At 28.1% G+C, this 6,000-nt stretch carries 4 protein-coding genes; 1 reads left to right on the top strand and 3 read right to left on the bottom strand.

Annotated elements, in window-relative coordinates; translation table 11 throughout:
• The first annotated feature begins 717 nt into the window (after positions 1–717).
• The gene (locus B4L98_RS06495; RefSeq protein ID WP_221854670.1) at positions 718–1,062 is read left to right on the top strand and encodes a helix-turn-helix domain-containing protein; all 345 of its coding nucleotides are present in this window, start codon (positions 718–720) and stop codon (positions 1,060–1,062) included.
• A gap of 86 nt (positions 1,063–1,148) precedes the next feature.
• Here the strand turns inward: B4L98_RS06495 and B4L98_RS06490 are convergent, their stop codons facing one another.
• Genes B4L98_RS06490 through B4L98_RS06480 form a run of 3 tightly spaced genes read right to left on the bottom strand, consistent with a single transcriptional unit; the run spans position 1,149 to position 5,946 of the window.
• Complete coding sequence (locus tag B4L98_RS06490; protein ID WP_291077842.1) at positions 1,149–2,537, bottom strand: hypothetical protein; 1,389 nt, start codon at positions 2,535–2,537, stop codon at positions 1,149–1,151.
• A 12-nt stretch (positions 2,538–2,549) separates the two neighbouring features.
• Entirely contained in the window at positions 2,550–4,736 is a 2,187-nt protein-coding gene (locus tag B4L98_RS06485; protein WP_221854668.1) for an ATP-binding protein, read from the bottom strand.
• Positions 4,729–5,946, bottom strand: a complete 1,218-nt coding sequence (locus B4L98_RS06480; protein ID WP_221854667.1) for a DNA cytosine methyltransferase — start codon at positions 5,944–5,946, stop codon at positions 4,729–4,731. Before B4L98_RS06480 ends, B4L98_RS06485 begins: the two co-directional genes overlap by 8 nt.
• Positions 5,947–6,000 lie beyond the last annotated feature (54 nt).

Raw genomic sequence — 6,000 nt, 5'->3', positions numbered from 1 at the left:
TTCTACTTTTTACATAGTACAAATCTAAAATTTCAATTCTCATATCTAACATCTAATCTGTACATCATACATTTAACTCATTACTTATAACTCATTACTTACAACTTAAAACAGGTAGTAACCCCAATAAATTTGGAAAATGACAATAATCGCTTTACATTTAATGTGCGAAAAAAAGAGTATAACAGTTACTGTCAAAGTCTCATTACCGAGGCTCTGATAGAGAGCGTGTAAAGAAAGGGGAACCTTTGCTTTACGATCCGTTAAATGTTATAAAACGGAGGTTTGTTCTTTAAAAGAATTAGTAACACCAACAGACTTTGTCTGGCGGTTTTTTACGGATGAATGGAAATTGTTTCGTTCTCATGTGTTTTGGGTTTTATGGAACGATGTTTCTCGTGTATGAAGAAATACTTGCAAAAAAAAGCAAGGAGCGGTCTCACACTTTAGAGTCAAGGGCGACCAAACCCAACTTTAAAATCCGAGGATAATAAAGTTTCCACCTAAAGCTAACGTGAGAACCGCTCACATGCCTTATACAAAAGTAATACTTTTTTAGACATAGAGCGATTTCACGGTGTTCTCGATGGAAAATTGGTCGTTTTGACTCGAGATAACATCGTTTAATTAAGACAAAAGTCTAATTATCAAATCGCTATAACAAATATAATATAATTATTTTAATATCCAACAAGTTGGATGAATAAATTTTCAGAAATGAATAAATTATTTGAATTTGAAACTACTCAATTCGATTTTGACTTGATAAATCACGTGAAAAATATTAGGAAGGAACATGGATTTACTAAAGATGAACTCAGTTTGAAAATGGGTGTTGCCAAATCTTTTGTTGGGAATGTAGAATCTGCTACACAACGACACAAATACTCAACACGTCACATTACTCTTTTAGCAAAAGCATTTGGATATAAAAATATTGGAGAATTATTAGATTTTCCAACTCCACAGCACGACAGAATTAAAGTTACTGTAGAACAAACTTATAATGAGACAGGCACTAAGGTCATAAAAAGTGAAGTGGTGAAGATTGAAGCTATTTAAATATTGAATTGTAAAATTCACATATAAATATACCCCCAAAAAAGTGTCTAACTATTGGGGGCAATGTAGTATTGGTGATTTTTATTTTATATACTTGTAATACCAATTCTAGAAATATGGCTTGCATACTTATTGCCTAACATATCCATAATTTCTTTTTTCAGTGTAAATAGTGTTTCTCCAAAATTTGCATTATCTGACTTAAAACCAAATACATAATTTAAATTCAACCATATTTGAGCTATATCTTCATTATAATCAAATGAGCATCCTCCCAAGTGGTAACTAGATTCTGACCTACCTTTTAAATTAAGTTCTTTTTCAATATCATCAATACCTAATGTTATTATACCTAAAATATATTTATTTATCCGTGGTTTCTTATTAGAAAAATCACAGGATGCACTTAATTCTACTGCAATTAATTTTGTTGAATTTAATATTTCATCGCCTCTTAACGTCTTAGAATCTATATATCCTGATTTATTTTTAATACTATCTTTAATAGGAATTAAAGAATTTATCCAACTTTTAATATCATCGATACCTAAAGACGATAAAAAATCTTTATTAGATTTATCCACTTCAAAAACACATCCTCTTACATCTTTATTTATAGAGGTATCATATTCTATATGATATAATGAATTTAATTTACTAATTACTTTATTATCTGAAAATACAACATCTTTAAATTTTGTTGATTTTTTCAGCGATTCAACAATAGATTCGTAGTCAATTATTGATTCTCTATTTAAAAATTCATATGATATTATTGGTAATAATCCTTCATAAATTGCTTTTTTGGGATTTTCCTTAGAATGTTCATATCCTAAAGTAGACATTGCTATTTTTGAAAGAATCAAGTCAAGATTTTTCATGAAAATTTCAGATTTACCAAAAACCGTATCTTTTGGTAAAATATCATATAATCTATTTAAAGTATTTTCACCAGCTTTTCTTCCAGCCTCTTCTATGTCAAATAAAAATTTAATGCGCTCTTCGGAACTTAGTAATCTTGAAACTTCATTAATTAAGCCTTCTAAATTACTTTCTGTAAATCTTGTTTTATCAAATGTAGATATTAAAATTGGATTAGCAATTTTAATATCACGATCACGGACATATTTTACAAAAGCTTCAACGAGTATTTCATTCTTTGTCCAAAATATGAGTGCATACGGACCATTTTCCAAAGAGATATATTGATTAATAGCATTTACCAAATCATTAAAAACCTGAGAATGATTTTTTAAAATATCATCAATATCATCAGTAGAAAGAAGCTCTTTAGCTAATGTTAAATTTATATCAAAAAAAGCAATCCTGACATATTCATACGGATCCCCAACATACCCCATATCATAGAGTATAGTTTTACAACCTACTCCTATATTTAAAAAAGCCTTACCAAGTCTATATAATTCGTCCTCTTGATCATCGACAATTATAATTTTATTTTTTTGTGTTAACATATTAATCTTGTATTATTTTGGAAATACCAAAGCTATACAAGCACCATCATAAGCACTTGGTATTTCTAAATCCATTGAATCTGGAAAAATTATTTTACCTCCCACCATATTCATTACAACATCTGCAAAATATAGTCCAAGTCCCATGCCTCCTGATTTTTTAGTTTTAAAAGGCTGTATCATAAATTCAGGTTCAACAGAAAATCCTAAACCATTATCTGCTATTATAATAGCAGGCCCATCAAAAGTATGTAAATCTGTTCCTATATATATTGCAGGCTGATATTCCCCTTTAGAATTATCGTTCAAATCTTTTTTTGCTTTCGTCCAGTAAAGAGAATTATCTATAAGATTTGATACAGAAGCTATTATAAGATTTGTCGGTATTTTAAAAGATATATCTTCATTTTCACCAGTTAATAAAGGACTAGAAAAAATTGTATTATGGTAATTGAATCTATTAATATTTCTTCTCTTTGTTATTTCAATAATTTTTTTTGCTGTAGTATTATCACTTTTATTTTGCTTTAATATAGGAGATAAACTTTCTAAAATCTGAACTAGATTACTAATCTTATCTTTTAACGTATGAATATTAATATTTTCACCTTCATTAGTTAATTCTGAATTTATTAATCTTACTTCTCTATCTACTTCATGAAAAGCTATACCCAAGTTCAGCCCTGTTAGACCAGAATTAACCATTATATCTCTCATAACAGTATAATCCTTATCTATTTTAGTAAGCAATGGTAAAAACTCAGACTCTAAATTTTTATCCTTTAATTTATCCGATAATTGAATAATACTTTCTTTAAAACCTATTTTCTTTATTGGTTTAGTTCCTTCTATATATTCTTCTATTAAATCTCTATCATTACTAGTCGTGCTTTCGAAAAAATTAAAAATATGCTTAGATAAAAGTCTAAACTTACTATAGTTATCATTTTCAATAAACCCTTCTCTATTAGTTTTTTCTACTAACCCTTCATTACTTGAATCTAAATCTAATTCGATAGCTCCTATTGTTACTTTTTTACCAAAATGATCACCTGCTCTTTGGATTTTATCTAAATCTAAACCAAGCCAATCGTCAAATGGCTCACCATAATTATAAACCCTAATATTATCACGGAAAATTCGAACACCACAATGATCTTTAATAAATTCTTTAATCGCTAAAATTTGACCTCCAAAATTTTTCTTTAATATCCCTCCATTTTGATTAAACACATAAAATTTACCTTTTATATCTCCAATCCCCTTTAAATCCTCATTTTTTAGAAAATGATTAAACTTTTTTTCTTGATTGAATTCAGAAAATATGTTACCAATATGAAACTCATTCACTTCACTTTCAACAAGATTAGAAGATATTTTTAATTGGTGGGGTGGGTTAAATTCATATCTAAATTTAAATTTTGCAAAATCATTAGGAATATCTGATGATTTTTCTATTTTGAATTCAAATTTGTATAAAGATTCTTTTAAAATTTCAACTGAACTTTTAACCTCTTCAATCCAAGATTTCTGAATCCCATTTGCAACAATCTTAATATCAAAAGGATTTTTGATATTATTCTTAGATTCCTGATCAAGAAAAGGATTTTTGATATTATTTATCTTACGAACTAAATCTTTTAATGTTTTCTTTGTCCAGACTTTTGTAGTTAAATCTGATAATATAATCCTAGTACCCCTGCCCTTTTTAAATAAGCTTTCTGAAACATGTTCTACTTCAACTTCTAAATCTTGTATATATTCATTTGATGATATCAATTTGGGCCAATCAATATGTAGTTTACTCGAAAACATTTCTCCAATAGCTTGTGTCTCTAAAGTTATTGATTTAGCTAGTTTGTGCACCGCTAATCTGCCAACTCCTTTATTTCCAAAAGAAACTCTTTCATATCTAGGACTAACTTTACGATTCTTCCCTCTTTTAAAATCGGTTCCAATAGTTAACCAAACATCAGAGATAACCTTTGAAGTCATACCATTCCCATCATCTTCAATAATAATTTGTTGATTTGGTGTATTTAAGTCAATAAATTTAACAGTTACTTCATCAGCATCAGCATCATAGGAATTTTTAACCAATTCAAAAATGGCTAAACTATCACTTCCTATTAATTCATTTCCTAACAGTGATAAAATATGACTTTTAGCTTTTATCTTTTGGATATTGTTTTCAGACATTTATTTTCATTTTTTTAGCAATTTCATAAGCCATTAAAGGAGGTACGGCATTCCCTATTTGTTTAAACGCAGAAGTTCTTGAACCTTCGAAGAAAAAGTCATCCGCAAACGATTGAATTCTTGCAGCTTCTCGAACAGAGATAGAGCGTACTTGATTAATATCTGGATGAATATAATAATGTCCATCTTTCGCAATATGAGCAACAATCGTATGTGATAATCCATCCCCATTAACTACTTTAAATCTATCTAAAAATGATTTTTCATTTTTATGAGATTTAAGATATTCAGGTAATTCATTATACTTTAATCTTGTATTTTCATTCCATTTCTCAATTGCCAAACGATAAATTTCTAAATCTTTAGCATTATGAGGTCTAGAGATATGTTGTGTAACAAAATCTAAACCATTTCTGATATTAGAATTCTTTAGGTATTTATTAGTTCTTGATGTATATTCTATAACATCATATTTCTCACCAGGACTTAATGATTTTAAATCTTTAAACAAATCATTCGTTGTGTTCTTATGAATAATCTTTTCAAAATCTGGATATTGAAAATCTATATCTTTTTTCCAACCTATAATAATTACTCTCTTACGAGATTGTAACACGCCAAAATCGCCAGAGTTTAATATTTTATAGTCAAGTTCATAACCTAATTTTCTAAAATATTTTTTAAGATTTTTAAGATGATATCCTCCCGCAGCACTAATTAATCCAGGTACATTTTCAAAAACAAAAAATTTAGGATTAAACTCTTTTAAAAATCTTCCGTATTGAATATATAATTTATTCCTTGGGTCATTTTCTATATCCTCTTGATGCCGTCCTAACATTGAATAAGCTTGACATGGAGGACCTCCTATTATAAAATCAATTTCTTCACCTTTAGCAAATGTTTTTATTTTTTTAAAGATATCATTAATATTATTATCTCCGATTTCAATATTAAGCGTATTATTAATTAATTCGTTAGGTAAATATGAATATAATGTTTCTCTTGTAATTTCTTTCTTTAAATACTTTATATAATGTTTATAATAATTATTTTCTTTCAGGAAATGATAAGCAGTTCTCGTTCTTATTGTAAAACAAGCATCTTCATTCATTTCAATATGTGCAATAGGATTATAGCCAGCTTGCACAAAGCCTTCGGATAAACCAGATGCACCTGCAAAAAGATCTATAAAATTATAGTTACTCATATTATTTTCTTCTCAATTTTTGATACAAATTTAATCTAACTATTAGATTTAACG

The organism is Empedobacter sp. UBA5528 (assembly GCF_002426075.1).
Classification (GTDB): domain Bacteria; phylum Bacteroidota; class Bacteroidia; order Flavobacteriales; family Weeksellaceae; genus Empedobacter; species Empedobacter falsenii_B.
Note: the sequence above shows the minus strand (reverse complement) of the source record. Positions and strands in the feature narration are given on the sequence as shown.